Raw genomic sequence first — 25,536 nt, 5'->3', positions numbered from 1 at the left:
GCCGCACACCCCAGCCACACCGCCCACTGAGGTGCGGGCCCGCACATCCAGCCTCGCCGGCGATCGAGGCGCGGGTCCGGGCAGCGCCCGGCACACCGGCTCTAGGAGATGGCGGTGCGCAGCCGGACCACGTCGATCGGCTCGGTCTCGTCGTGGGCCGTCAGGTCGATGACCTGACCCACCGCCCGGGTCTCGTCGGTCGCCGGCTTGAACTCCGGCTCCGCGACGGCCCGGGCCGACTCCGCCTTGTGCACGGCGAGGGCCTCCGCGCCGACCACATCGGCCAGGTCCTCGTTCTGGACCGCCTCGATCACCGCGCGGGCCTGCGCCGCGTTCTTGGTGCCGAAGAAGTCGAAGCCGCCCTCGACGCGGGAGGCCGTGCGCCGCTGGGCCGCGTACGGGGCCACCGCGGCCGCCGGACGACGCGCGGGCACCGAGGGCGCCGCAGCGGGAACGGGGGCGTGGCCCCGGCCGGGGCCGGGAGTGGGGTCGGGCTCCGGGAGGGTCGGGGCGGACGGGGCCGCGGGCAGCTCCCGCGTCTGCCGCTTGCGGGCCAGTGCGCCGAGGGCCGCGTGGGCCCGGGCGTAGCCGACCGTGGTGGGCGCGCCCGCCGAGGTGCGCTCCTCGGTGACGGCCGGAAGTTCCTTGGGGGTCGAGGCCGGAGCCGCAGAGGCCTCCAAGGCCAGCAGCCGGCGGCCCTCCAGGGCGCTGGCGCGCTCGGTCTCGGCGGTCGCGTACCGGCGCAGCAGCGCCGCGTGCTCGCCGCGCAGGCCGGCGAGTTCGACCCGCTTGGCCCGCAGCTTGGCGTCGAGCCGGGCCCGCAGCATCCGGGCTTCTTCGAGGTCGGATTCGAGCTCGGCTATCCGCTCGTCCGTCCGCCACTCGTCCTTGACCCGCTCGCGCGCGAGCTCCGCGACGCGGCGGCCCGCCGAGCGGTCCCAGGCGCGCATGACGACGGCGCCGGCGACCCCGGCGGCCGCCGTGACGGCCACGAGCAGCCGCAGCGCCATCGGTTCCGCCAGCAACCAGGCCGCGCCCGCACTGGCGACGGACACGCCGGCCACGGTCGTCGGCGTGAGCAGCCGGTGCAGGGGTTCGGGATTGCGGTGGCGTCCACGGGGCATGGCCCGAAATTTACAGGGCCCGGGGGTCGAGTGGGATACCCGCCCGGCAAACTCTTCCCGGGCAGTTACCCCACATTTCTCCATCAACCCCGTGCGCGCTACTTCTTCAGCAGGCCCTTGGACTCCAGGTAGGCCTTCGCGACATCGGCCGGCTTGGCGCGCTCGGCGTCCACCTTCCGGTTCAGGTCGACGAGATCGGCCGTCGTGAGCACCTTGGTCAGCTTGTCGAGCGCTGCCGCGACCTCCGGCGTACCGGCGTCCTTGGCGTTGACCACCGGCAGGACGTTGTCGGCGTTCTGGAGCTTCTTGTCGTCGTCCAGCAGGACCAGGTCGAAGCTGTCGAGGGTGGCGTCGGTGGTCGTGGTGAGCACGAGCTGGTCGGCGCCGTCCTTGACCGCCTGCTTGGCCTGGGGGGTGCCGACGCCCTTCGGGTCGACACCGGAAACCTGAATTCCGTACGTCTTCGTCAACCCCGGCGCGCAGAAGGGCCGGACGCTGCATTCGTCGCCCGCCGCGATCTTCACCTTGAGTCCGGACTTACCAAGATCGGAAAGGGTCTTCAGGTTGTTCTTGCGGGCGAATTCCTTGGTCACCGCGAATGCGTTCTGGTCGACCGCCTCACCCGCGGCCAGCGCCTTCAGGCCGAGCGGGGCCGCCAGCTTCTCCAGACCCGCCACCGTCGCCGCGACGTCACTGGAGGCGACCGGCTTCTCCTCGGGCGCCTTCGGGCCGTTCACCTTGGCGTTGAGGAACTCCGCGAGCGTTGCCGCGTACTCCGGGACGACGTCGATCTCGCCCTTCTCCAGCGACGGCTCGTACAGCTCGCGGTTGTTGACCGTCTTGACCGACGTGCTGTAGCCCGCGTCCTTCAGGATCTGCGCGTACAGCTCGGCGAGCACGTTCGACTCGGTGAACCCGGCCGCGCCGATCACCAGGCTGCCCTTGCCACCGCCCGCGGACGAGGAGGAGCCGTCGGAGGCCGCGCCGCCGTCCTTGCTCTTCTCCAGGCTGTCGCCGCCGCACGCGGCCAGCGACACCGTCAGCGCAAGGGCGCCCAGGGACGCGCCGAGGACGCGCGTGGTCTTGGTCATGGAGGTACTCCGTTCGAGGCGATGGACAGGATTCAGCGGGAGGCCGCGGTCCCGGGCAGCAGCCGGTCGGCCGCCACCAGCGCGCCCTCCACCAGCAGGGCGAGGGCGGCCACCAGCAGGGCTCCCGCGACGACCTGCGGGGTGTTGTACGTGTTGAATCCGGCGGTGATGATCCGGCCGAGGCCGCCCTGGCCGACCATGGCGGCGATCGTGGCCGTGGCGATGACCTGCACGGCGCCCGAGCGCAGCCCGGTCATCACCAGGCCGCGGGCGAGCGGCAGCTCGACGCGCAGGAAGAGCTGGGTCCCGGACATGCCCATGCCCCGGGCGGCCTCCACCACCGAGCGGTCCACCTCGCGCATGCCGACGTACGCGTTGGTCAGCAGCGGCGGAACGGCGAACAGCACGAGCGCGGCGATGGTCGGCAGGTAGCCCGCGTTGCGCAGCGGGGAGACCATGAACAGCGCCAGGACCGCGAAGACGGGGACGGCCCGGCCGATGTTGGAGATGTTGATCGCGAGGGTGCCGCCCTTGCCGAGGTGGCCGAGGAACAGGCCGATCGGCAGCGCCACGGCGCAGGCGAGCGCGAGCGCGACCGCGCTGACGTAGACGTGCTCGCCGAGCCGGTGCCAGACACCGCTCTCCCCCGCCCAGTTGGCGCCGTTCGCCAGCCAGTCCCAGGCCCCTGTGATGACGTCCACGGCCTCAGGCCCCCTTCGCCGGAGCCGGAGCCGGAGACTGCGCCGCGGTGCGGGCCGGATCCTTCGCAGGGGCCGCGGCCCGGCCACCGCCGCCGGCCCGGGTCCACGGGGTGAGCAGGCGCTGCAGGCCGAGCAGCAGCAGGTCGGCCACGAGCGCGAGCAGCACGCACAGCACGGAGGCGGTGAGCACCTGGGCCTTGAAGGAGCTGTTCACGGCCGGCGCGATGAGGTTGCCGAGGCCGCCCTTGCCGACGATGGAGCCGACGGTGGTCAGCGCGACCGTCGAGACGGTGGCGATCCGTACGCCGGCGAGCAGCGCGGGCAGTGCGAGCGGCAGTTCGACCTGCCACAGCAGGCGCCCGGGGCCGTATCCCATGCCGCGCGCGGCCTCCCGTACGTCCTCGGGGACGGCCTCCAGGCCGGCCAGCACGTTACGGACCAGGATCGTGAGCGAGTACAGCACCAGCCCGGTCACCACCAGCGCCGCCGAGAGCCCGAAGACGGGCAGCAGCAGGGAGAACATGGCCAGCGAGGGGATCGTGTAGAGCAGGGTGGTCAGGCCCAGGACGGGCGCCGCCCAGTGGCGGCCGCGGCGGGCCAGCAGGGCGAGCGGCACGGACACGGCGATGCCGATCAGGACGGATACGGCCGTGATCCATATGTGTTCGAGGGTGGCGTCGGTGAGTTCCTGGGAGCGGGAGGTGACGTAGTCCCAGCAGATCCAGTCGTTCGCCACGAGGCAGTTCTGCCCGGCCATGCCCCCACCCCCCATCATTCGAACGTACGTCTTCACGATCACCCGTCACAGCGACCCTAACCCCCACGACCCACAATGGCCGGAATCCTTCGCACTGGGGCAACACGCCCTTCACAAATCAGCGGCACGCGTGCGGAAAGATGAGCTTGTGATCCGATTCGAGCATGTGACCAAGCGCTACCCCGACGGGACGACAGCCGTCGAGGACCTGTCCTTCGAGGTGGCGGAGGGTGAGCTCGTCACGCTCGTGGGCCCGTCCGGCTGCGGCAAGACCACCACGATGAAGATGGTCAACCGGCTGATCGACCCGACCTCCGGCCGGATCCTGCTGAACGGCGAGGACATCGCGGCCGCCGATCCGGTCGAGCTGCGCCGCCGTATCGGGTACGTCATCCAGCAGGTCGGGCTGTTCCCGCACAAGACGGTGCTGGAGAACACGGCGACCGTGCCGCAGCTGATCGGCACCCCCAAGGCGCAGGCCCGCGCCCGGGCGGCCGAACTGCTCGAACTGGTGGGCCTGGACCCGGCCGTGTACGGGGGCCGGTACCCGGAGCAGCTGTCGGGCGGGCAGCGCCAGCGCGTCGGCGTGGCCCGCGCGCTCGCCGCCGATCCGCCGGTGCTGCTGATGGACGAGCCGTTCGGCGCGGTGGACCCGGTGGTGCGCGAGCGGCTGCAGAACGAATTCCTGACGCTTCAGCGGACGGTGCGCAAGACGATCCTGCTGGTCACCCACGACTTGGAGGAGGCGATCCGGCTCGGCGACCGCATCGCGGTCTACGGGACGGGCACCATCGAGCAGTTCGCCCGCCCGGCGGCGGTGCTCGGGGCGCCGGCCACCGAGTACGTGGCCTCCTTCGTCGGCGCCGACCGCGGTCTCAAGCGGCTCGCGGTGACCGCGGTCGAGGCGGCCGACCTGGCGGCGGCCGACGGGAGGGCCCCGGCCGCGTCGGTGCCGCTGGGGGCGACGCTGCGCGAGGCGCTCGCGGCCCTGCTGCAGGAGGACTCGGGGCGGATCGGGGTCACGGACCCGGACACCGGCGCGCTGGCCGGCGTACTGACCCCGGAGGGGGTCCACCGGGCCCTGCGGCGGGCCCAACTGCAGGAGGCGTAGCCCCGGAAACGGCTGTGACCGGCCTCGGGAGGCCGGTCACGGGTGCGTCGGCGCCGGGTCGGCGCGGGGCGGGTCAGGCCTCCAGGCGGTTGCTCATCCACGTGAGCATCGGCGGGATCTCCCGTCGCCACGTGTTGAAGTTGTGGCCACCGCTGTCGAGGATGATGGAGGAGACCCGGTCCGGGCCCTGCACCTTCTTGATGAACTTCTTGGTGTCGCCGAGGTTCGGCTCGCCCTTCTCGCTGCTGGTGACGAGGAAGGACGTACCGGTCGGCTTCTTGTTCGCGATGCTGTGCAGCACGTCGGCGCGCTTCTTCAGCTTCTCGTCCCCGTGGAACAGGTCACCGGTCGTCGGGTCGTCCGGAGCGTCGTAGTACGCGGACAGACCCGCGGCGGCACCGAAGGTCTCCGGGTAGTGCGCGGCGATCTTCAGGGCGCAGTAACCGCCCGTGGAGTTGCCGATGAAGCCCATGTTCTGGGGCTTCTTGCCGACCCGGAAGGTGTCCTTGATGGCCTGCGGGAGGTCCTCGCCGAAGAAGGTCTCGGTCTGCGGTCCGCCGGGTATATCGACGCACTCGGTGTCACGCGGCGGCGCGATGGTCGGGCGCAGCATGACCAGGATCATCGGCTTCATCTTGCCCGACTTGGACAGGCTGAAGGCCTTCATCGGGTAGTCGAGCCCTTTGATCAGGTTCTCGGCGGTGCCCGGGTAGCCCGTCAGGACGATGGACGCGGGGAAGTTCTGGTCCTTGTGCTGCGGCTGGAAGTACTCCGGCGGGAGCCAGACGTAGCCGGGGCTCGTTATCTTCGACTTCTGCCCGGTTATGGCAACCTTCAGGATCTGACCACCGACCTGGGGCTTGGCGCCGCCGGGTACGTCCAGCTTCTGCTTGTCGACGACCTTGATGTCCTTGCTGCTCATCGAGTGGTCGACGACCTTGCCCATGGACGTCTCCTGGCCGAGCAGGTCGGCCCAGGAACCGTAGAAGAGGAACGACTTGTTAGCCGCGAGCCCCACAGCCGAGAACAGCGCCAGCTGGGTCGCCAGCAGCAGCCCGATGCGGCCGGCGAACGCGCGCCAGGTGCGGTTCGAGAGCTTCGGCCAGAACCAGACCGTGGCTGCGAAGAGCAGCACACCGGCGAGGATGGCCAGCGCCAGAACCGTATTACTGGTGAGACCCATGAGCAGTAAGTCGACTTTCTGGTGGCAGGACTGTTTTTTTCCGACGAAAGAGTGAACCCGCTCCTCGTCGATGTCGTCCTAAGGGACGCACCACACACCGGAGGCTGTCGCGGCCTTCGGCCACTTGATCTCTCGCGGAGCAACGGGAAGCGATGTCTAGCAGGATAGATGGCGATAAGTCGGGACAGGTTCCGAGCAGGGTCCGCCGAATCCTCCGAGGACCACAGCCGGAGTCGGTGCCCGGCCTGGTAGGTACGGCCGTCATGATCGTCGGCCTTCTGGACATCGCGGCAGGGGTGTTCCCCCGCTTCCGGCACAGCCGGATCCACGCGGTGGCGGAGGTGCTGCCGGTCTTCGGCCCGTTCGCAGCGGCCCTCGCCATCAGCGCGGGCGTACTGCTCCTGCTGCTCGCGCACGGCCTCAAGCGCCGCAAGCGCCGGGCCTGGCGGGCGGCGATGGTCCTGCTGCCGGCCGGCGCAGCGGCGCAGTTCCTCTACCGGCACTCGATCCCCGGCGTGGTCATCGCAGCGGTGCTCTTCGCGCTGCTGCTGCGCCACCAGGGTGAATTCAAGGCGCTGCCCGACCCGCGCAGCCGCTGGAAGGCGCTCGCGAACTTCGTGCTGATGAGCGCCGGCTCCATCGGGCTCGGCCTGCTCATCGTCAACGTCCACCCGAACAAGGTCGTCGGCAACCCGGGCCTGTACGAGCAGATCACGCACGTCGTCTACGGCCTCTTCGGCTTCGAGGGCCCCGTCGACTACGCCGGCCAGGTCTCCTGGACCGTCGGCTACTCCCTCGGCGCGCTCGGCATGCTGACCGCCCTCACCACCATGTACCTGGCCTTCCGCCCCGAGCACCCGGCCGCCCGGCTCACCGCCGACGACGAGGGCAAGCTGCGCGAGCTGCTCGCCAAGCACGGTGGCCGCGACTCGCTCGGCCACTTCGCGCTCCGCCGCGACAAGGCCGTCGTCTTCTCCCCCAGCGGCAAGGCCGCCGTCACCTACCGCGTCGTCTCCGGCGTGATGCTCGCCTCCGGCGACCCCATCGGCGACGTCGAGGCCTGGCCCGGCGCGATCGAGCGGTTCATGGAAGAGGCCAAGGCCCACTCCTGGACCCCGGCCGTCATGGGCTGCAGCGAGACCGGCGGCGAGGTCTGGACCCGCGAGACCGGTCTCGACGCCCTGGAGCTGGGTGACGAGGCGATTGTCGATGTCAAAGACTTCTCCCTCTCGGGCCGCGCCATGCGCAATGTCCGCCAGATGGTGAAGCGCATCGAGCGCAACGGCTACACCACCAAGGTCCGGCGGGTCAGCGAGCTCACCGAAGCGGAGCTGGAGCAGGTGCGCGGCGCCGCCGAGGCCTGGCGCGGCACCGACACCGAGCGCGGCTTCTCCATGGCGCTGGGCCGGGTCGGAGACCCGGGCGACGGCGACTGCTTCATCGCCACCGCCCACCGCATCGAGGAGGGCGACACCAGCCCCTTCGGCGACCTGAAGGCCGTCCTGCACTTCGTCCCGTGGGGCACCGACGGCATGTCGCTGGAGCTGATGCGCCGCGACCGCGCCGCCGACCCCGGCATGAACGAGCTGCTCATCGTCGCCTCCCTGGAGGCCGCCCCCGGTCTGAAGATCGAGAAGGTCTCGCTGAACTTCGCGATGTTCCGCTCGGCCCTCGCCCGCGGCGAGAAGATCGGCGCCGGCCCGGTCCTGCGGATGTGGCGGGGCCTGCTGGTCTTCCTGTCCCGCTGGTTCCAGATCGAGTCGCTGTACAAGTTCAACGCGAAGTTCCGCCCCCGCTGGGAGCCCCGCTTCGTGGTCTTCCGCACCACCCGCGACCTGCCCCGCATCGGCTTCGCCGCGATGCAGGCCGAGGGCTTCGTGACGCTGGCCCTGCCCCGGCTGTTCGCCAGCCGCCGGCGCCCCAAGCCGGTGCGCACCTGCACGCACACCCACATGGCGACGGTGCCGAAGCAGACCGAGCGCGAGGTCCAGGCGGCGTAGCCCTCGCCGGGCGTGCGGGGCCCCTGCGGCCCCGCCCCCGGCGGGCCCGGGCCCGGGCCGGACGCCCGGGCTTCCGGCCCGGATCCGGGGAAGCCGGACGCAGATCCGGCGCAGTCCCCGTCCACGGTCCCGTACGCAGTCCCGATACGCCCGCCCGGCCGGGGCCCCGGCGGCCACGAGCCGCCGGGGCCCTGCTGTATCCAGGTCAGCCCTACCCTTGGACCTATGAACACGATGCGCGGAGCCACCGGCAGGGGCCGGGTCGCAGGTCTGCCGGATTGGGACCGCTGCGGGGTCATGGGCGTGGTCAACGTCACCCCCGACTCCTTCTCCGACGGCGGTCGCTGGTTCGACACCACCGCCGCGGTTAAGCGCGGCCTCGACCTCGCCGAGCACGGCGCCGACCTCGTCGACGTCGGCGGCGAGTCCACCCGCCCCGGCGCCTCCCGCGTCGACGAGGAGGAGGAGCTGCGCCGGGTCGTCCCCGTGGTGCGCGGCCTGGCCTCCGAGGGCGTGACCGTCTCCGTAGACACCATGCGCGCGACCGTCGCCGCCCGCGCGGTCGAGGTCGGAGCGATGCTGGTCAACGACGTCAGCGGCGGCCTGGCCGACCCCGGGATGATCCCGGCCGTCGCCGCCGCCGAGGTGCCCTTCGTGGTGATGCACTGGCGCGGCTTCAGCGCCGGCATGAACAGCCTCGCCGTCTACGAGGACGTGGTCGCCGAGGTGACCGCCGAGCTGCGGGCCCGGATCGACGCGGTCGTGGCCGGCGGGATCGCCCCCGAGCGCCTCCTGGTCGACCCCGGTCTCGGCTTCGCGAAGAACGCCGAGCACGACCTGGCCCTGGTCGCCCACCTCCCCGAACTGCGCGCGCTGGGCTTCCCGCTGCTGGTCGCCGCATCGAGGAAGCGTTTCCTCGGCCGGGTCCTGGCCGGCGCGGCCGACGCCGCCCCGCCGCCCGCCCGCGAGCGCGACGCCGCGACGGCAGCCGTCTCCGCGATCGCCGCCCACCAGGGCGCCTGGGCCGTACGCGTCCACGAGGTACGGGCGACCGCGGACGCCGTTCGGGTTGCCCGGGCCGTCGAAGGGGCACTCTGATCGTCACCCACCGACAAGGAGCACCGTGAGCAGAACCGACATCGAGGCGGTCGAAGAGGTCAACACGGCCTTCTACGAGGCAATGGAGCAGGGGGACTTCGACTCACTGTCGGCGCTCTGGCTGGAGGACGAGATCTCCTGCGTGCACCCCGGCTGGCCGGTGCTGTCGGGCCGCGGCGAGGTCCTGCGCTCGTACGCGCTCATCATGTCGCACACCGACTACATTCAGTTCTTCCTGACCGACACCAAAGTGGCTGTAATAGGTGATACCGCCCTGGTCACCTGTACGGAGAACATCCTCAGCGGCGGTCCCGCCGAGGACGGCGGGGAACTCGGCCCGCTCGTCGGTCAGCTGGTCGTCGCCACGAATGTGTTCCGACGCACATCCGAGGGCTGGCGACTGTGGTCCCACCACGGTTCTCCCGTCCTCACGGAGTCCGACGACGACGAGGATGAGGACGCCTCCTGACCCCTCCGGCGGGAGCCGGAGTATTTCGCAGGTAAATTCGAAGACGGACGACGCCGACCGCACTCGGCGCAGGCCCATGGCCCCGGGGAGCCCCGGGACCGGAAGCACTTACGAAAGCAGGAGTGATTCGCGTGGATCGTGTCGCGCTGCGCGGCCTCAAGGCTCGCGGGCACCACGGCGTCTTCCCCCGGGAGCGCGAGGAGGGCCAGACCTTCATCGTCGACCTCGTGCTGCACCTCGACACCCGTCCCGCTGCGGCCGGGGACGACCTGGCGAAGACCGTGCACTACGGGGTCGTCGCCGAAGAGGTCGTCGACGTGGTCCAGGGTGAGCCCGTCGACCTGATCGAAACCCTGGCCGAGCGAATCGCCCAGCAGTGCCTCAAGCACGAAGCGGTGGCGCAGGTGGAGGTCGTCGTCCACAAGCCGGACGCGCCCATCACCGTCCCCTTCGACGACGTGACCATCACGATCACCCGGAGCCGCGCATGAACAACGGACTGAACGCTCAGAGCGACCCCACCGTCCAGCCGGTCCCCGCCTCCGTCGTGGAGACGGTCGACGCGGCGGACGTCACCCTGTCCAACCCCAAATGGGCCGTCATCGCGCTCGGAGCGAACCTCGGCAACCGGCTGGAGACCCTGCAGGGCGCCATCGACGCCCTCGGTGACACCCCGGGCATGCGGATCAAGGCCGTCTCCCCCGTCTACGAGACCGAGCCGTGGGGCGTCGAGCCCGGCTCGCAGCCCTCGTACCTCAACGCGGTCGTCGCCGTGAAGACCACCCTGCCGCCGTCCTCGCTCCTGGAGCGCGCGCACGCCGTGGAGGAGGCCTTCGACCGCGTCCGCGAGGAGCGCTGGGGCCCGCGCACGATCGACGTGGACATCGTCGCGTACGCCGACAGGGTCTCCGACGACCCGGTGCTCACGCTCCCGCACCCGCGTGCCCACCAGCGCGCCTTCGTGCTGGCCCCCTGGCACGACATCGACCCGGAGGCCCGGATCCCGGGCCGCGGAGAGGTCGCCGCGCTGCTGGCCGAGATCGGTCTGGTCGGCGTGACGCCGCGCCTCGACCTGGAACTCCACCTCCCCGAGTAGTCGTTAGCCTGTTCACGGCTATTCGCTGAAAGTGGGGAACAGGCAAGTGAAGCAACTGAGGCCGGCGGTCCTGGCAGGCATCTTCGTGGTCGCCGGGGTCCTGTCCTGGGCCGGCGCGCGCCTGTGGAACGCCTACGGCATCCTGCCGGGCGTTCCGCTGGCCGCACCGATCGTCCTGGGCGTCATCGCGGCGGTACTGCTGGCCACCGCCCTGTCGCTGCGGTCCCGCCTCAAGGCCCAGCGCGAGCGCCGCCCGGGCGCCAAGGGCGTGGAGCCGCTGATGGCGGCCCGCGCGGTGGTCTTCGCCCAGGCCAGCGCCCTGGTGGCGGCCCTGGTCGCGGGCATGTACGGCGGTGTGGGCGTCTTCCTGCTGACCGACGCCCTCGACGTCCCGGCCCGCCGCGACCAGGCCTGGTACGCCGGCTTCTCGGTCCTGGCGGGCGTGGCGGTCGTCGCCGCGGCCCTCTTCCTGGAACACGTCCTCAAACTCCCGGAGGACGACGAAACGCCTGAAGCCCCGGCCGCCCACGCCTGACGGCGCCGCTTCCGGGGCTTACGGGGCTTACGGGGCTTACGGGGCTTACGGAGCCACGGGCCTACAGGCCGTGTGCGGGCACCGGCTCAGCGGGCCATGATCAGGCTCATGGCCTCGTTGCGGGTGGCGGGGTCGCGGAGCTGACCGCGGACCGCGGAGGTGATGGTCTTCGCGCCGGGCTTGCGGACACCGCGCATGGTCATGCACATGTGCTCGCACTCGATGACCACGATGACCCCGCGCGGGTCCAGTATCTCCATCAGGGAGTCGGCTATCTGCGTGGTCAGTCGCTCCTGCACCTGGGGGCGGCGGGCGAACACGTCCACGAGGCGGGCCAGCTTCGACAGGCCGGTGATCTTGCCGTCGGTGGACGGGATGTAGCCGACGTGGGCCACGCCGTGGAAGGGAACCAGGTGATGTTCGCAGTTCGACATGACCTCGATGTCCTTCACCAGGACCATCTCGTCGTGACCGAGGTCGAACGTCGTGGTCAGGACCTCTTCGGGCTTCTGGTAGAGGCCGGCGAATATCTCCCTGTACGCCCGCGCCACGCGCGCCGGGGTCTCCAGCAGGCCCTCGCGGTCCGGGTCCTCGCCGACCGCGATCAGCAGCTCACGGACCGCCGCCTCGGCGCGCTTCTCGTCGAACACGCCGATCGTGTCCTCGTCGCCGGTCAGGGTCACTGGGTCCGTCATTGCTTCCTCGTTCCTGTGTGCCTGTGCACTCGCACTCGCGGGCACGTCAAATCAAAGTGCCGCGCCCCCCAGGCTAGAACCTGGGGGGCGCGGCTTCCATTCCGGGTGGACGGGCTCACGGACTAGTCCGTGAGCTCCTCCGGCGAGGCCTCGGGGGCCTTCTCCACCGACACGGCCGACGTGCCGTTCGCCGAGTTCGTCAGCTGGAGCTCCTTGGGCGAGAGCACCGGCGGACGGGTGGAGGGGGTGCGGCGGGAGGAGCCGGTCCACGCGGGGCGGGCCGGACGCTTCACGATCGTCGAGAAGATCTCGGCGATCTGCTCCTTGTTCAGCGTCTCCTTCTCCAGCAGCGCGAGGACCAGGTTGTCGAGGACGTCACGGTTCTCGACGAGGATCTCCCAGGCCTCGTTGTGCGCGGTCTCGATGAGCTTCTTGACCTCTTCGTCGACCAGCGCCGCGACCTCTTCCGAGTAGTCCCGCGGGTGCGACATCTCGCGGCCCAGGAACGGCTCGGTGTTGTCGCCGCCGAACTTGATCGCACCGAGACGCTCGGTCATGCCGTACTGCGTGACCATGGCCCGCGCCGTGGCGGTGGCCTTCTCGATGTCGTTCGCCGCGCCGGTGGTCGGGTCGTGGAAGACCAGCTCCTCGGCCGCGCGCCCGCCCAGCATGTACGCCAGCTGGTCGAGCATCTCGTTGCGCGTGGTCGAGTACTTGTCCTCGTCGGGCAGGACCATGGTGTAACCCAGGGCCCGGCCGCGGGACAGGATCGTGATCTTGTGGACCGGGTCGGAGTTCGGGGAGGCCGCCGCGACCAGGGCGTGTCCGCCCTCGTGGTACGCCGTGATCTTCTTTTCCCGGTCCGACATGATCCGGGTCCGCTTCTGCGGGCCCGCCACGACACGGTCGATCGCCTCGTCCAGCGCGTGGTTGTCGACCAGCTTCTTGTCCGAGCGGGCCGTGAGCAGCGCGGCCTCGTTCAGGACGTTGGAGAGATCGGCACCGGTGAAGCCGGGCGTACGACGGGCAACGGCGCCCAGGTCGACGTCCGGGGCGACCGGCTTGCCCTTCTGGTGGACCTTGAGGATCTCCAGACGGCCCTGCATGTCCGGACGGTCGACCGCGATCTGGCGGTCGAAGCGGCCGGGGCGCAGGAGGGCCGGGTCGAGGATGTCCGGACGGTTCGTGGCGGCGATCAGGATGACCCCGCCCTTCACGTCGAAGCCGTCCATCTCGACGAGCAGCTGGTTGAGGGTCTGCTCGCGCTCGTCGTGACCGCCACCGAGACCCGCACCGCGGTGCCGGCCGACGGCGTCGATCTCGTCGACGAAGACGATCGCCGGCGCGTTGGCCTTGGCCTGCTCGAACAGGTCACGGACACGCGAGGCACCGACACCGACGAACATCTCGACGAAGTCGGAACCGGAGATCGAGTAGAAGGGAACACCGGCCTCGCCCGCGACGGCACGCGCGAGCAGGGTCTTACCGGTGCCGGGCGGGCCGTAGAGCAGCACGCCCTTGGGGATCTTGGCGCCGACGGCCTGGAACTTCGCCGGCTCCTGGAGGAACTCCTTGATCTCGTGGAGTTCCTCGACGGCCTCGTCCGCGCCCGCGACATCGGCGAACGTCGTCTTCGGGGTGTCCTTGGTGATGAGCTTGGCCTTGGACTTCCCGAAGTTCATGACCCGGGAGCCGCCACCCTGCATCTGGTTCATCAGGAACAGGAAGACAACGACGATGAGGACGAAGGGCAGGAGAGAGAGCAGCACGCTCAGGAACGGGCTGGTCTTGTCCGGCGCGACCTTGTAGCCGTCGGGGATCTGGCCGGCTTCGTACTTCTTCTGGAGATTGTCCGCGAGCTGAACGCCCTGGTCTCCGATGTAGTTGGCCTGGAACTTGGTGCCGGAGTTGTCGCCGAGCTTCTGGTCCTTCTTCAGCTCGACCTTGATCATCTGGCTGTCGCCGGTGGTGAGCTCGGCGCTCTGCACCTGGCCGCTGTTGATCGCCTTGATGACCTCGCTGGTGTCCACCGTCTTGTAGCCGCCGCCGGAGCCGACGACATTCATCAACACGACCACGGCGAGGACGGCCAGCACGATCCACATGACCGGCCCACGGAAGTATCGCTTCACGTCCATCCATACGGGGCGCCAGGCGCCCCGTCCCTCCTGCCCGTAGGTAAATGCTGCTGTGAGTAAAGACTGTTCTTCGGAATGTACCCCTGTATTGTCACCCGCGGCCTCATGGGACGGCTGACAGACCCGCCTTCCCCTGCTCCAACGGCGGGAATCGCCCCCAGGTTCCCCGCGGGCCTGCCGGGGTTCCCGGGGACGGGAGCGGGATCAGCCGCCGTAGACGTGCGGGGCGAGGGTGCCGACGAACGGCAGGTTGCGGTACTTCTCCGCGTAGTCGAGGCCGTAGCCCACGACGAACTCGTTCGGGATGTCGAAGCCGACCCACTTCACGTCGATCGCGACCTTCGCCGCCTCGGGCTTGCGCAGCAGCGTGACGACCTCCAGGGAGGCCGGCTGGCGCGAGCCCAGGTTCGACAGCAGCCAGGACAGCGTCAGACCCGAGTCGATGATGTCCTCGACGATCAGGACGTGCTTGTCCTTGATGTCGGTGTCCAGGTCCTTGAGGATCCGCACCACGCCCGAGGACTGGGTCCCGGCGCCGTACGAGGACACCGCCATCCAGTCCATGGTGAGGGGGGTGGACAAGGCACGCGCCAGGTCCGCCATCACCATCACCGCGCCCTTGAGCACACCGACGATGAGCAGGTCCTTGCCCGCGTACTCCGCGTCGATCTTCGCGGCCAGCTCGGCCAGCTTCGCGTCGATCTCTTCCTTGGTGATGAGCACCGACTGGAGGTCGCTGCCCATGTCCTTCTCGTCCACCCGCATCACTTTCGTTGTCGGCCGGGGCTCCGGGGGGCCACCCCGGAGGACTCAGCCGTGTTTCAGCACCAATCAGCCCTGCCGGATGACAAGTCTGCCACCCTGCCGCTGGGCCTCGACCCGGCCGGGCAGGTTGATGGCGCCCTGACCGCGCCAACCGGTGATGAGGCGGTCGACTTCTTCGATGTGGCGGGCGAAGAGGGAGCCCGCGGGGGAACCGGCGGCGACCACGGCCCTGCGCAGCACACGGCGCCGGACGGCCGGGGGCAGGGCGTAGAGCTTGGCGCACTCCAGGCGCCCGTCCGCGTCGCGTACGCCGGTCTCCGCCTCGGCGGCCCAGGCGTCCAGGGCGTCGGCGTCGTCCCGGGAGAGCTGCGCCGTGCGGGCGAGTGCCTCGACGACTCCCTTGCCGAGCGCCTTCTCGAGGGCGGGCAGTCCCTCGTGGCGCAGCCGGGAGCGGGTGTAGGCGGGGTCGATGTTGTGCGGGTCGTCCCAGACGGGGAGGGACTGGACCATGCACGCCTTGCGGGCGGTCTGGCGGTCGACCTGGAGGAAGGGCCGGCGGTAGCGGTTCGTGCGGCCCGCGCTGCCGCCGGAGACCTCGGGCATGCCGGACAGCGAGCGGATGCCGGAGCCGCGGGCCAGGCCCAGCAGGACGGTTTCGGCTTGATCGTCCCGGGTGTGGCCGAGCAGCACGGCGGCGGCGCCGAGCCGGTCCGCGGCCTCGTCCAGGGCCCCGTAGCGGGCGTCGCGGGCGGCGGCCTCGGGTCCGCCGTCACGGCCGACGCGCACGGCGACGGACTCCACCGGGTCGAGGCGGAGTGCGGTCATGCGGCTGACGACCTCGGCGGCACGCAGGTCGGAGCCGGGCTGGAGGCCGTGGTCGACGGTGATGCCGCCGGCCCGGATGCCGAGCTTGGGGGCCTCGAAGGCGAGGGCCGAGGCGAGGGCCATGGAGTCGGCGCCGCCGGAGCAGGCGACGAGGACGAGCGGCAGGGAGCCCCCGGCGGTGCGGGGGGCGGGGGGACTGCCCGGGTGATCGGTGAGGTCGGTGAGGTCGGTGAGGACGTCGTGGAGTACGCGGCGGACCGCCAGGCGTATCGCCGCGACCGCAGGATGGGGACCCATGTCCGGTGCCCTTCGATGGAGTTCGGATGCCTCGGAGGCGTTGGGGTGGTGTGCTGGGGTGCTGCTGCCCGGCTGCCCCCGCGGAACGGGAGGATGTCACTCAGAGTGCGTCGATGGTGACAGAGCCGAGCCGTTCCCCGAGCATCGCACGCCCTTCCACGGCCCACGGTCCCTCGGACGGGTGACGCTGCTTCCCCCAGTGAGACATGTTTACGCCCCCTGTGTCACTCCGCTTCGCTCTGTTCGCTCCCCTTGCTGTGCACCCGGGCGACCCAGTCGGCGGGCGTGGCGATCTCGGCCTTGGTCGGCAGTGTGTTCGGGGAGGTCCATACGCGGTTGAAGCCGTCCATGCCGACCTGGCCGACGACGGCGCGCACGAACCGCTCGCCGTCGCGGTACTGGCGCAGCTTGGCGTCGAGGCCCAGCAGCTTGCGCAGGGCGGCGTCGAGCCGGCCGGCGCCGCTGGCCCTGCGCTGCTGGAACTTCTCGCGGATCTCGGCGACCGAGGGCACCACCTGGGGGCCGACCCCGTCCATGACGAAGTCTGCGTGACCCTCCAGCAGGGACATGACGGCGGTGAGGCGGGCCAGGATCTCGCGTTGCTCGGGGGTCTGTACGAGCTCCACGAGCGAGCGGCCCTCGTCTCCGCCCTCGGCGTCCGGGCGGGCGCCTGCGAAGGACTGGGCGGCCTCGCGGATGCGCTCCAGGACGGTGCCCGGGTCCACATCGGTGGCGCCGAGGAAAGTCTGGATTTCGCCTTCGAGGTGGGCGCGCAGCCACGGGACGGCCGTGAACTGTGTACGGTGCGTCTCCTCGTGCAGGCAGACCCACAGCCGGAAGTCGTGCGGATGCACCTCCAGCTCGCGCTCGACGTGCACGATGTTGGGCGCGACGAGCAGCAGCCGGCCGCCCGCGGCGGAGGCCGGCAGGTCCCGGGAGACCGGTGCGAAGGTCTCGTACTGGCCCAGGACCCGGGAGGCCAGGAAGCTGAGCAGCATGCCCAGCTCGACGCCGGTGACCTTGCCGCCGACCACGCCGAGCACGGCGCCGCCGGGGGCGCCCGCGCGGCGTTCCTGCATCTTGCCGAGGAGCGGCTGGAGCAGCTCGCGGAAGCCCGCGACATTGGCCTTGACCCAGCCGGCCCGGTCGACGACCAGGACGGGCGTGTCGGGGACGGCCGCCCCCTCCGGGATCATCCGGGTGAACTCGCGCACGTGCCGTTCCGAGGTCCTGGCGTGCCGCCGCAGCTCCGCCACGACGGCCCGCGCCTCGTCGCGGGTGACTTCCGGGCCGGGTCGTACCAGCCGGGTCGCGGTCGCCACCGCGAGGTTCCAGTCGACCATCTCCGCACCACTGATGCTCGTCATGCGTCAACCGTACGTGGACCGGCCCTCCGGCGGACCCCCTACGAAGCGGTCGCGACGGCGGCGGCCAGCTTGTCGAGGGCCTTCTCGGCGCCCTCGGGGCCGGGGCTGTTCGCCGTCAGGAAGGCGAAGGCGAGCAGTCGGCCGGAGGGGTCGACGACGGTGCCGGAGAGGGAGTTCACCCCGGTCAGGGTGCCGGTCTTGGCCCGGAGCAGGCCGGCGGCCGGTGAACTGCCGGCGTTGCGGGCCTTCAGGGTTCCGGTGAATCCGGCGACGGGCAGTCCGGTGAGCACCGGCCGCAGCTCCGGGCGCTGCGGGTCGGCGGCCTTGACGAGCAGCCCGGTGAGCAGGCCGGCGCTGATCCTGTCGGCACGGTTCAGGCCGCTGCCGTCGGCGAAGCGGGAGCCGGCGGTGTCGACGCCGAGGGCGGTGAGCCGCTCGGTGACGGCCTTCTCGGCGCCCTCGAAGCTCGCGGGCCGGCCGGAGGCGAGGGCGGTCTGCCGGGCGAGGGCCTCGGCGATGTCGTTGTCGCTGTTGGTCAGCATCCGCTCGACCAGTCCGGCGATCGGGGTGGACAGGGTGACGGCCAGCGGCTGGACGCCGGCGGCGGCCTTGGCCCGGGCCGGTTCGCCGGTGACCTCGATGCCGCGTTCGGCCAGCAGGGTGCGGAAGGCGCGCGCGGCGTCGCGGGAGGGGTCCTCGGCCCGGTCCACGGGTCCGGAGGTGGACTCGTCGGGGCGGCCCTCGTCGGCCGCCAGGGCGGTCACCGGAGCGATGTTGGGGTTGACGCCGATCGGGTGGCGGGCGGGGCCGGCGTAGAGGCTGTCGTCGTAGCCCAGGGTCACCGTGGCGGTGCCGGCGGCCTTGAGGGCCTGCGCGGTGTCGGCGGCGAGGGCGACGAGGCTGCCGCCGGAGCCCGCGGGGCTCTTCTTCTTCGCGGTGAGCGAGGGGTCGCCGCCGCCGACGAGGACGATCTGCCCGGGGGAGGCGCCGGGCGCGACCGTGGTCCTGATCCGGTGCTCGGGCCCGAGGGCGGCCAGCACGGCCGCGGCGGTGGCGATCTTGACGGTGGAGGCGGGGGTCATGGCGTCCCGCGCCCCGGACTCGTAGAGGACCTGCCCGGTAGCGGTGTCGACCACGGAAGCGGTACGGGCGGTGCCGAGCGCGGGATCGGCGAGCAGCGGCTTCAGTACGGCGGCCAGGCCCCCGGCGGAGGCGGGCGCGGCGGGCGCCGACTGTGCGCGCGCCGCCCCGGGGCCGATTCCGCCGAGCACCCCGGGAGCGCTGGGCGCGGCCTGCGGCAGGTCCCCGGAACCGGGCCCGTCACCGTGATCTGCGCCACCCGTAAGGCCCCAGGAGGCGGCGCTGTCCCGCTCGGCCTTACGCTGGCCGGAGTCCCAAGGACCGGCGGCGGCCACCGCTGCCACCGACAGGGCCAGGCCGGCGACGGCCGAACCCGCGATGAGCTGCCACGTCTTGTCCAATGGCACCTCGGACCAGCCCCTTTCGCGATCACACATATGCGTGAGGGACACTTAACCACTGCGTCTTGCCGCGAGCATGGCACCCCACCCGGCAGGGCTGGGCCGGACGCGCACGCGGTGCAATCAACGCAGTCTCGAAGCAATGCAGCTGATCATGGAGGAGCAGGACGTGGAGTTCGACGTCACCATCGAGATCCCCAAGGGTTCGCGGAACAAGTACGAGGTGGACCACGAGACCGGCCGGATCCGTCTGGACCGTCGCCTCTTCACCTCGACCAGCTACCCGGCCGACTACGGCTTCGTCGAGAACACCCTCGGCGAGGACGGCGACCCGCTGGACGCGCTGGTCATCCTTGACGAGCCGACCTTCCCGGGCTGCCTGATCAAGTGCCGCGCCATCGGCATGTTCCGCATGACGGACGAGGCGGGCGGCGACGACAAGCTGCTCTGCGTGCCGGCCTCCGACCCGCGTGTCGAGCACCTGCGCGACATCCACCACGTCTCCGAGTTCGACCGCCTGGAGATCCAGCACTTCTTCGAGGTCTACAAGGACCTGGAGCCGGGCAAGTCCGTCGAGGGCGCGAACTGGGTCGGCCGCACCGAGGCCGAGGCCGAGATCGAGGCCTCGTACAAGCGCCTGGAGGCGCAGGGCGGCCACCACTGAGCTCGCGCTCGGCGGTAACGGGCCGGGGGACTCCCCCGCGCCCCCTGTGACATGGCGGGCGGTATCCCCTCGGGGGATGCCGCCCGCTGTCGCGTTCGCGGGCGTGCGGCGGGAGGAAACGATTCCGCATACTGATGCCCAGGGTGATCACGGACTGGAGGACGCGTGGCGGATGCCGACGGGGCCGAGGACAGGAAGCCCCAGTCCGACGAGGCGCACAGCGCCTTCACGCCGCCGCCGGGGATGGAGCCGGAGGTTTCCGAGGAGGACCAGCCCACTTCGGAATTCGCCCGTCCGGCGGGCGCCGATCCGGTGCAGCCGGAGCCCGAGGGATCGGCCTTCGCCGCCCCGGCCACCTACCGGGCCGCGCAGTCCCCGCCCGCCTACACCCCCGGCCAGGGCTTCCCCGTCGTACTGCTGAAGGAATCGCCCTGGCAGGACCGGATGCGCACCATGCTGCGCATGCCGGTCGACATCCGGCCCGTGCCGGAGCCGGTCCAGAGGCTGAGCGAAACGGGCCCCGCCGTGGGCCGCGTGCTCGACCTGACCCTGCGCATCGGCGAGCTGCTGCTCGCGGGCGGTGAGGGCGCCGAGGACGTGGAGGCCGCGATGTTCGCCGTGGCCCGCTCCTACGGGCTGGACCGCTGCGAGCCGACCGTCACCTTCACCATGCTGTCGATCACCCACCACCCCTCGCTGGTGGGCGATCCGGTCTCGGCCAGCCGGACCGTGCGCCGCCGCGGCACCGACTACAACCGGCTCGCCGCCGTGTTCCGGCTCGTGGACGACATCAGCGCGCACGAGATCGACGTGTCGCTGGAGGAGGCCTACCGGCGCCTCGCCGAGATCCGCCGCAACCGGCACCCGTACCCCGGCTGGATGCTCACCGCCTCCGCCGGACTGCTCGCCGGCGCCGCCTCCACCCTGGTGGGCGGCGGGGTCCTCGTCTTCTTCGCCGCCGTGATCGGTGCGATCCTCGGCGACCGCCTCGCCTGGCTGTGCGCCGGGCGCGGACTGCCCGAGTTCTACCAGTTCGTCGTCGCCGCGATGCCGCCCGCCGCCATCGGGGTGGCGCTGAACATGACCGGCATCGACGTCAAGGCGTCCGCCGTGATCACCGGTGGGCTGTTCGCGCTGCTGCCGGGACGGGCCCTGGTCGCGGCCGTGCAGGACGGCCTGACCGGCTACTACATCACCGCCTCGGCCCGGCTGCTGGAGGTCATGTACCTCTTCATCGGCATCATCATGGGCGTGCTGGTGGTGCTCTACGTCGGGCTGCAGTTCGACGCCTCGCCGCGGCCGGAGGAGGTCCTCCAGATCCAGCAGCGGCCGCTGATCCAGATCGCCGCCTCGATGGTGCTGGTGTTCACCTTCGCGATCCTGCTCCAGCAAGAACGCTCCACCGTGTGGATCGTGACCCTCAACGGCGCCGTCGCCTGGGTCACCTTCGGGGCCCTGCACTACGCGGGCGGCATCCCGCCCGTACCGTCCACGGCCATCGCCGCCGGGCTGGTGGGTCTCTTCGGGCAGCTCTTCTCCCGCTACCGCTTCGCGTCCGCCCTGCCGTACGTGACGGCCGCCATCGGCCCGCTGCTGCCCGGCTCGGCGACGTACTACGGGCTGCTGCTGATCGCCGAGAACCGGCTGAACGAGGGCCTGGGCTCGCTGGTGAACGCCGCGGCGATCGCGCTGGCCATCGCGATCGGCGTCAACCTCGGGTCGGAGGCCTCACGGCTCTTCATGCGCATCCCGGGAGCCGCGAGCGCCGCCAAGCGCCGCGCGGCCAAGCGGACCCGCGGCTTCTGAGCGCCGCGCACAGGGCCGCCCGTACGCGAAGCCCCGTACGCGGGCCCCGTGCGGGCACACGTACGCCCCGGGGCCTCTCGTGGGCCTCCGGGGCGGTACGGGCGTGCGGCGTGCGTACGGGGCGCGGCTCAGCGCTTGGCGTGCCGGCCGCGTGCGCCCGGGGCCTGCGGGCCGGAGCCGTCGCCTGCGGGCACGGCGGCCGACTCGGCGCCGGCGTTCGCCTTGTTCTCCTTGCGGGCCTTCAGCACCTCGAAGACCACCGGGATGACCGACAGCAGGACGATGCCCACCAGGATCGGCTCGACGTTCGTCTTGATGAACTCGATCTGCCCGAGCCAGTAGCCGGCGATCGTGACGCCCGCTCCCCAGCCGATGCCCCCGATGACGTTGTAGGTCAGGAAGGTGCGGTACTTCATCGTGCCGGCGCCCGCGACCATCGGGGCGAAGGTGCGGATGATCGGCACGAAGCGGGCGAGCACGATGGCCTTGGGGCCGTGCTTGTCCATGAACTCGTGCGCCTTGTCCAGGTTCTCGCGCTTGAAGAGCTTGGACTTGGGCCGGTTGAAGAGCTTCGGCCCGAAGAACTTGCCGATCATGTAACCGACCTGGTCGCCGATGATCGCGGCGGCCACGATCAGGGTGCAGACCAGCCACAGCGGCTGCTTGATGTACTGCCCGTCCGCGACCAGCAGGCCCGCCGTGAAGAGCAGCGAGTCGCCGGGGAGGAACGCGAAGAGTCCCGACTCGGCGAAGACGATGACCAGGATGCCGATCAGACCGAAGTGCGAGATCAGATAGTCCGGGGACAGCCACTCAGGGCCGAGCGCAAGCGTATACACGGTTTCCGGGCTCTCCTGGATCGGGGGGCGTATTGCGGAAGGAGCGGTTTCAATTATCAACGCACACGACCCCCGCCCGGTTCCAGGGACCGGAGGGGGTCGGATGCGTGACGTCCGCGCCTACACCTTGCGTACGGCGTTGGCCATGATCGCGTCCCGCAGGAACACGCCCAGCCCCGGCCGGACGGCGTCGTAGGTGGCCGTGAACCGCTCGTCCGCCACGTACATCTCGCCCAGATTGGTGTGCATCTCGTACGAGCAGGTGTAGCAGTTCCCGTCGATCCAGCCGCGGTGCTCCTCGGCCAGGTCCATGGCCTCCTCGGACTCCGCGGCCGCTCCCGAGTCCATCAGCGCGGCCAGGCGCCGGTTGATGCCGTCGGCCTCGGCCAGGATCCGCTTCCAGTCCTCCTTGGTGCAGGCGGCGGCCCGGCGCTGCGACTCGGCGTAGGCGTCCGTGCCGCCCCAGCGCTGCTCGGCCTCCGCGGCGTACTGATCGGGATCGAAGTTCCCGAAGACCTCGAACTTCTCCTCGGGCGTGAGGTTGATGCCCATCTTCTTCGCCTCCATGGCGTGCTCAACGGCCTGGGCCATCTGCTGGAGCCGGTCGATCCGGTCGGTCAGCAGGGCATGCTGCCGGCGCAGATGCTCCCGCGGATCCGTCTCCGGGTCGTCCAGCAGGACCGCGACCTCGTCGAGGGGGAAGCCGAGCTCCCGGTAGAACAGGATCCGCTGCAGACGGTCCAGGTCGGCGTCGTCGTACCGCCGGTGTCCCGCGTTGCTGCGGCCGCTCGGGGAGAGCAGGCCGATCTCGTCGTAGTGGTGCAGGGTGCGCACCGTGACTCCGGCGAATCCGGCGACCTGGCCCACGGAGTAGCTCATCTCTTCCGCCCTCTGGTTGGGTACGCCCTTCACTGTGGTCCCTCACGCGGCGTGAGGTGCAAGTCCCTCCGCGGGTCCGCTCGCGGGTCCGCTCGCGGCGTCTTTTCGCCCGTCCGCCGCGGCGGCTACTTGCCGAGGCCGCGGAACCTGGCCACCGCCAGCGGGAAGAAGACGGCGAGCAGCAGCACCGGCCAGCCGACGGCCAGCAGCGCGGCATGGTCACCGGCCCACGATGGTCCGGCCGCGGCCGGGTTGCCGAACAGGTCGCGGACCGCGGTCGCCGTCGCCGACATCGGGTTCCATTCCACCACCGCCCCCAGCCAGCCCGGCATCGACTCCGCAGTGGCGAACGCGTTGGAGAGGAAGCCCACCGGCCACACCAGGATCTGCACCGCCTGCACCAGCTCCGGGCGGCCCGCGACCATGCCCAGGTAGATACCGATCCACAGCATCGCGAAGCGCAGCAGCAGGAGCAGCGCGAAGGCCAGCAGCGCCGCCGCCGGCGAGCCGTGCCAGCGCCAGCCCAGCAGCAGGCCGACGCCCGCGAGGACGGCCAGGCCCACCGCCGACTGGAGCATGTCGGCGGCGCTGCGGCCGACCAGCACCGCCGCCGAGGACATCGGCATGGCGCGGAACCGGTCGATCACCCCCTTGCCCAGGTCCTGGGTGACCGCGGTCATGGTCGCCTCCAGCCCGAAGGCCATGGTCAGTGCGAGCATCCCGGGCACCAGGAACTCCACGTACTCGCCGTCGATCCCGCGTCCGCCGCCGACCAGGAAGCCGAACATCAGCAGCAGCATCACCGGGAAGACCAGGCCGACGACCATCTGGACCGGCTGGCGCGCCCAGTGCGCGAGCTCGCGCCGGGTCATCGTCCAGGAGTCCACGACCACCCAGGGCACGCCCCGGCCCGCCGACGGACCCGCGCTCGTGCTCGTGCTCGTGCTCACGCTCATGCAGCCACCTCCGCGGCGTCCGTACGGTCGGTCAGGTGCAGGAAGACCTCGTCGAGCGTGGGGCGGCGGACCGCGAGGTCCACCGCCTCGATGCCCGCCTCCTCCAGCACGCGCAGGGTCAGGGCCAGGCCCGCCATCCGGTCCTCCACCGGGAAGCTCAGGGTGAGGGAGTCCGCGTCCACAGCCGGCTCCGGCAGCAGCCGCGCCGCCTGCGCGAGCCGCGCCTCGTCGCGCAGGACGACGACGATCCGGTCGGCCCCGACGAGGGACTTCAGCTCGTCGGCCGTGCCCTCGGCCGCCACCCGCCCGGCATCGATCAGCGTGATGCGGTCGGCCAGCTGATCGGCCTCCTCCAGGTACTGCGTGGTCAGCAGGACGGTCGTGCCGCCGCCCACCAGCGAGCGGACCGCGCTCCACACCTCGGCGCGGCCGCGCGGGTCGAGCCCGGTGGTGGGCTCGTCGAGGAAGAGCACCTCCGGCTCGGTGATCAGGGACGCCGCGAGGTCGAGGCGGCGCCGCATGCCGCCGCTGTACTGCTTCACCGGCTTGCGCCCGGTGTCCGCGAGGCCGAAGAGGTCCAGCAGTTCGTCGGCCCGCAGCCCGGCCCGTCGCGCGCCGAGGTGGTTCAGGCGGCCGAACATCTCCAGGTTCTGCCGGCCGCCCAGGCCCTCGTCGAGCGCCGCGTGCTGGCCGAGCAGCCCGATCCGGGCTCGGACGGCGGGCGCCTGGGTGCGTACGTCGTGGCCCGCGACCCGGACCACGCCCTCGTCGTGCCGCAGCAGGGTGCTCATGATGCGCACGGCCGTGGTCTTCCCGGCTCCGTTGGGACCGAGCACGGCCTGCACCGTCCCGGACTTCACCTCCAGGTCGAGCCCTGCCAGCGCGGGCTTGCCGCCGTACCGCTTGTGCACACCTTCGACGGAGATCGCCAAAACCGCTCCTCCATTAGTCAAATTTGAGTAGCTGGGCCGCCCAAAGTAATGCCCGCCATCCGGCTAGTCAAACTTGATTAGGCATCCTGTCGCGCGGCGTACGGATTCTCCTGGCCGTCCGCGAGGACCCCCACGAACGGATCGCCGCCCTCACCTGCGAAGGAGTACGCGCCCCCCTCGATCCGGGCGATCAGCCCCCGCGTCCACTCCGCCTCGGCGTCCGCGGAGTGGACCCACATGTGCATGATCTCGCCGATGTGCCCGAGCGACTCCGGGCCGCCCTCCGGCGTGTAGTACTCCGTCACCGACGACCGCCAGAGAGCCAGCTTCGCCATCCGCTCCCGGAGCAGCGCGAGCACCTCCGCCCGCGGCAGATCGACCATGAAGCCGATCGCCGCCGACAGCACGTCCGTCTTCTGGTCGTACGCCGCGAGGGCCTCGCGCAGCAGCCGGAAGTACTCCTGGCGGCCGGCCTCCGTCACCTCGTACTCGGTGCGCGGCGGGCCGCCCGCCGCGCTCGGCGCCACCTCGTGCGCGTGCAGGACGCCCTGCTTCGCCATCTGCTTGAGCGCGTGGTAGATCGATCCGGGCTTGGTGTTCGACCACTCGTGGGCGCCCCAGTACTCCAGGTCGTTGCGTACCTGGTACCCGTGGGCCCGCCCGTGCTGGCGGACCGCGCCGAGGACAAGAAGCCGGATCGCTGACATGGGGCCAGGCTACTCACCCC

At 71.0% G+C, this 25,536-nt stretch carries 24 protein-coding genes and 1 pseudogene; 9 read left to right on the top strand and 16 right to left on the bottom strand.

The window, feature by feature from the left end; genetic code table 11:
- Positions 1–101 precede the first annotated feature (101 nt).
- The 4 genes from IE257_RS24670 to IE257_RS24655 form a co-directional block, all read right to left on the bottom strand.
- The gene (locus tag IE257_RS24670; protein ID WP_189972100.1) at positions 102–1,124 is read right to left on the bottom strand and encodes a hypothetical protein; all 1,023 of its coding nucleotides are present in this window, start codon (positions 1,122–1,124) and stop codon (positions 102–104) included.
- Positions 1,125–1,222: 98 nt separating this feature from the next.
- Positions 1,223–2,215 carry an ABC transporter substrate-binding protein gene (locus IE257_RS24665; protein WP_189972099.1) on the bottom strand — a complete coding sequence of 331 codons (993 nt, stop codon included), beginning with the start codon at positions 2,213–2,215 and terminating at the stop codon, positions 1,223–1,225.
- A 32-nt stretch (positions 2,216–2,247) separates the two neighbouring features.
- Complete coding sequence (locus tag IE257_RS24660) at positions 2,248–2,916, bottom strand: ABC transporter permease (RefSeq protein WP_189972098.1); 669 nt, start codon at positions 2,914–2,916, stop codon at positions 2,248–2,250.
- Positions 2,917–2,920: 4 nt separating this feature from the next.
- A complete protein-coding gene (locus IE257_RS24655; RefSeq protein WP_189972097.1) occupies positions 2,921–3,673 on the bottom strand; it encodes an ABC transporter permease in 753 nt (250 codons plus the stop codon).
- Between the two features lie 148 nt (positions 3,674–3,821).
- On the opposite strand from IE257_RS24655, the gene IE257_RS24650 reads away from it, so the two are divergent.
- Positions 3,822–4,784 carry an ABC transporter ATP-binding protein gene (locus IE257_RS24650; protein ID WP_189972096.1) on the top strand — a complete coding sequence of 321 codons (963 nt, stop codon included), beginning with the start codon at positions 3,822–3,824 and terminating at the stop codon, positions 4,782–4,784.
- A 73-nt stretch (positions 4,785–4,857) separates the two neighbouring features.
- Here IE257_RS24650 and IE257_RS24645 read toward each other — a convergent pair whose 3' ends face one another.
- Positions 4,858–5,967 carry an alpha/beta hydrolase gene (locus IE257_RS24645; protein WP_189972095.1) on the bottom strand — a complete coding sequence of 370 codons (1,110 nt, stop codon included), beginning with the start codon at positions 5,965–5,967 and terminating at the stop codon, positions 4,858–4,860.
- 152 nt (positions 5,968–6,119) lie between these two features.
- Between IE257_RS24645 and IE257_RS24640 the strand changes: the two genes are divergently transcribed.
- From IE257_RS24640 to IE257_RS24615, 6 genes are all read left to right on the top strand, one after another.
- The gene (locus IE257_RS24640) at positions 6,120–7,967 is read left to right on the top strand and encodes a phosphatidylglycerol lysyltransferase domain-containing protein (RefSeq protein WP_189972094.1); all 1,848 of its coding nucleotides are present in this window, start codon (positions 6,120–6,122) and stop codon (positions 7,965–7,967) included.
- 234 nt (positions 7,968–8,201) lie between these two features.
- On the top strand, positions 8,202–9,065 hold the full coding sequence (gene folP, locus IE257_RS24635; protein WP_189972127.1) for a dihydropteroate synthase: 864 nt from the start codon (positions 8,202–8,204) through the stop codon (positions 9,063–9,065).
- A gap of 25 nt (positions 9,066–9,090) precedes the next feature.
- A complete protein-coding gene (locus IE257_RS24630) occupies positions 9,091–9,534 on the top strand; it encodes a nuclear transport factor 2 family protein (protein ID WP_189972093.1) in 444 nt (147 codons plus the stop codon).
- A gap of 131 nt (positions 9,535–9,665) precedes the next feature.
- Complete coding sequence (gene folB, locus IE257_RS24625) at positions 9,666–10,025, top strand: dihydroneopterin aldolase (RefSeq protein WP_030010912.1); 360 nt, start codon at positions 9,666–9,668, stop codon at positions 10,023–10,025.
- Positions 10,022–10,630: a 2-amino-4-hydroxy-6-hydroxymethyldihydropteridine diphosphokinase gene (gene folK, locus IE257_RS24620; protein WP_189972092.1), complete on the top strand. Its 609-nt coding sequence runs from the start codon at positions 10,022–10,024 to the stop codon at positions 10,628–10,630. The genes folB and folK overlap by 4 nt, the downstream gene beginning before the upstream one ends.
- Before the next feature lie 46 nt (positions 10,631–10,676).
- Entirely contained in the window at positions 10,677–11,165 is a 489-nt protein-coding gene (locus IE257_RS24615; RefSeq protein WP_189972091.1) for a DUF3180 domain-containing protein, read from the top strand.
- 86 nt (positions 11,166–11,251) lie between these two features.
- Here the strand turns inward: IE257_RS24615 and folE are convergent, their stop codons facing one another.
- The 6 genes from folE to dacB form a co-directional block, all read right to left on the bottom strand.
- Positions 11,252–11,860 (bottom strand): GTP cyclohydrolase I FolE, encoded by a 609-nt coding sequence (gene folE, locus IE257_RS24610; RefSeq protein WP_189972090.1) that lies wholly within the window; start codon positions 11,858–11,860, stop codon positions 11,252–11,254.
- A gap of 122 nt (positions 11,861–11,982) precedes the next feature.
- A complete protein-coding gene (ftsH, locus tag IE257_RS24605) occupies positions 11,983–13,998 on the bottom strand; it encodes an ATP-dependent zinc metalloprotease FtsH (protein ID WP_189972089.1) in 2,016 nt (671 codons plus the stop codon).
- Positions 13,999–14,202: 204 nt separating this feature from the next.
- On the bottom strand, positions 14,203–14,763 hold the full coding sequence (hpt, locus tag IE257_RS24600) for a hypoxanthine phosphoribosyltransferase (RefSeq protein WP_030228417.1): 561 nt from the start codon (positions 14,761–14,763) through the stop codon (positions 14,203–14,205).
- A 66-nt stretch (positions 14,764–14,829) separates the two neighbouring features.
- Entirely contained in the window at positions 14,830–15,885 is a 1,056-nt protein-coding gene (gene tilS / locus IE257_RS24595) for a tRNA lysidine(34) synthetase TilS (RefSeq protein WP_189972088.1), read from the bottom strand.
- Between the two features lie 224 nt (positions 15,886–16,109).
- Complete coding sequence (locus IE257_RS24590; protein ID WP_189972087.1) at positions 16,110–17,252, bottom strand: Rv3626c family coenzyme F420 biosynthesis-associated protein; 1,143 nt, start codon at positions 17,250–17,252, stop codon at positions 16,110–16,112.
- A 38-nt stretch (positions 17,253–17,290) separates the two neighbouring features.
- On the bottom strand, positions 17,291–18,739 hold the full coding sequence (gene dacB / locus IE257_RS24585) for a D-alanyl-D-alanine carboxypeptidase/D-alanyl-D-alanine endopeptidase (protein ID WP_308279448.1): 1,449 nt from the start codon (positions 18,737–18,739) through the stop codon (positions 17,291–17,293).
- Positions 18,740–18,902: 163 nt separating this feature from the next.
- Between dacB and IE257_RS24580 the strand changes: the two genes are divergently transcribed.
- Positions 18,903–19,397: an inorganic diphosphatase gene (locus tag IE257_RS24580; protein WP_008742522.1), complete on the top strand. Its 495-nt coding sequence runs from the start codon at positions 18,903–18,905 to the stop codon at positions 19,395–19,397.
- Positions 19,398–19,562: 165 nt separating this feature from the next.
- Positions 19,563–21,203, top strand: coding sequence for a threonine/serine exporter family protein (locus IE257_RS24575; RefSeq protein ID WP_229920632.1), 1,641 nt, complete (start codon positions 19,563–19,565; stop codon positions 21,201–21,203).
- 158 nt (positions 21,204–21,361) lie between these two features.
- Here IE257_RS24575 and IE257_RS24570 read toward each other — a convergent pair.
- From IE257_RS24570 to IE257_RS24550, 5 genes and pseudogenes are all read right to left on the bottom strand, one after another.
- A pseudogene (locus tag IE257_RS24570) lies at positions 21,362–22,042 on the bottom strand (DedA family protein); the annotation flags it as partial.
- A gap of 120 nt (positions 22,043–22,162) precedes the next feature.
- On the bottom strand, positions 22,163–22,921 hold the full coding sequence (locus tag IE257_RS24565) for a MerR family transcriptional regulator (RefSeq protein WP_189972084.1): 759 nt from the start codon (positions 22,919–22,921) through the stop codon (positions 22,163–22,165).
- Positions 22,922–23,046: 125 nt separating this feature from the next.
- Complete coding sequence (locus IE257_RS24560; protein ID WP_189972083.1) at positions 23,047–23,877, bottom strand: ABC transporter permease; 831 nt, start codon at positions 23,875–23,877, stop codon at positions 23,047–23,049.
- Complete coding sequence (locus IE257_RS24555) at positions 23,874–24,809, bottom strand: ATP-binding cassette domain-containing protein (RefSeq protein WP_189972082.1); 936 nt, start codon at positions 24,807–24,809, stop codon at positions 23,874–23,876. The genes IE257_RS24560 and IE257_RS24555 overlap by 4 nt, the downstream gene beginning before the upstream one ends.
- A gap of 77 nt (positions 24,810–24,886) precedes the next feature.
- Positions 24,887–25,516 carry a PadR family transcriptional regulator gene (locus tag IE257_RS24550; RefSeq protein WP_189972077.1) on the bottom strand — a complete coding sequence of 210 codons (630 nt, stop codon included), beginning with the start codon at positions 25,514–25,516 and terminating at the stop codon, positions 24,887–24,889.
- Positions 25,517–25,536 lie beyond the last annotated feature (20 nt).

Source organism: Streptomyces avidinii (assembly GCF_014650695.1).
Classification (GTDB): domain Bacteria; phylum Actinomycetota; class Actinomycetes; order Streptomycetales; family Streptomycetaceae; genus Streptomyces; species Streptomyces avidinii.
This window is presented reverse-complemented; position numbering and strand designations above follow the sequence as displayed.